At 62.7% G+C, this 252-nt stretch carries 1 pseudogene; it reads right to left on the bottom strand.

Going from position 1 to position 252, the window contains the following annotated elements:
- Positions 1 to 252 (bottom strand): annotated as a pseudogene (locus P9217_RS30285) (mechanosensitive ion channel protein MscS); the annotation flags it as partial.

The following is a 252-nucleotide window of genomic DNA, read 5'->3' as shown; positions in this document are numbered from 1 at the left end:
CGCGACGATCGATTGGATGGTAGCCGCGAGGACGAACGGCAGGGCCATCGCGGGAGCCGCGAGCCAAAGAACGAAGACGAGAATCAGGTATCCGATCACCACGACGTGCCAAAGTCTGGCGAGACCGGCCAGGAACCTGCCCAGAATGTCGGTTCGGCGGGTCTCGCTGCGGCTCAGCAGCCATCGCCGTACCTGATCGCGATTCTGCAGGATGACGATCAGGGCAAGCACCAGCGCGGCAAACATCACGAC

Origin of the sequence: Mesorhizobium sp. WSM4989 (assembly GCF_029625795.1) — a bacterium.
Taxonomy (GTDB): Bacteria; Pseudomonadota; Alphaproteobacteria; order Rhizobiales; family Rhizobiaceae; genus Mesorhizobium.
Note: the sequence above shows the minus strand (reverse complement) of the source record. Positions and strands in the feature narration are given on the sequence as shown.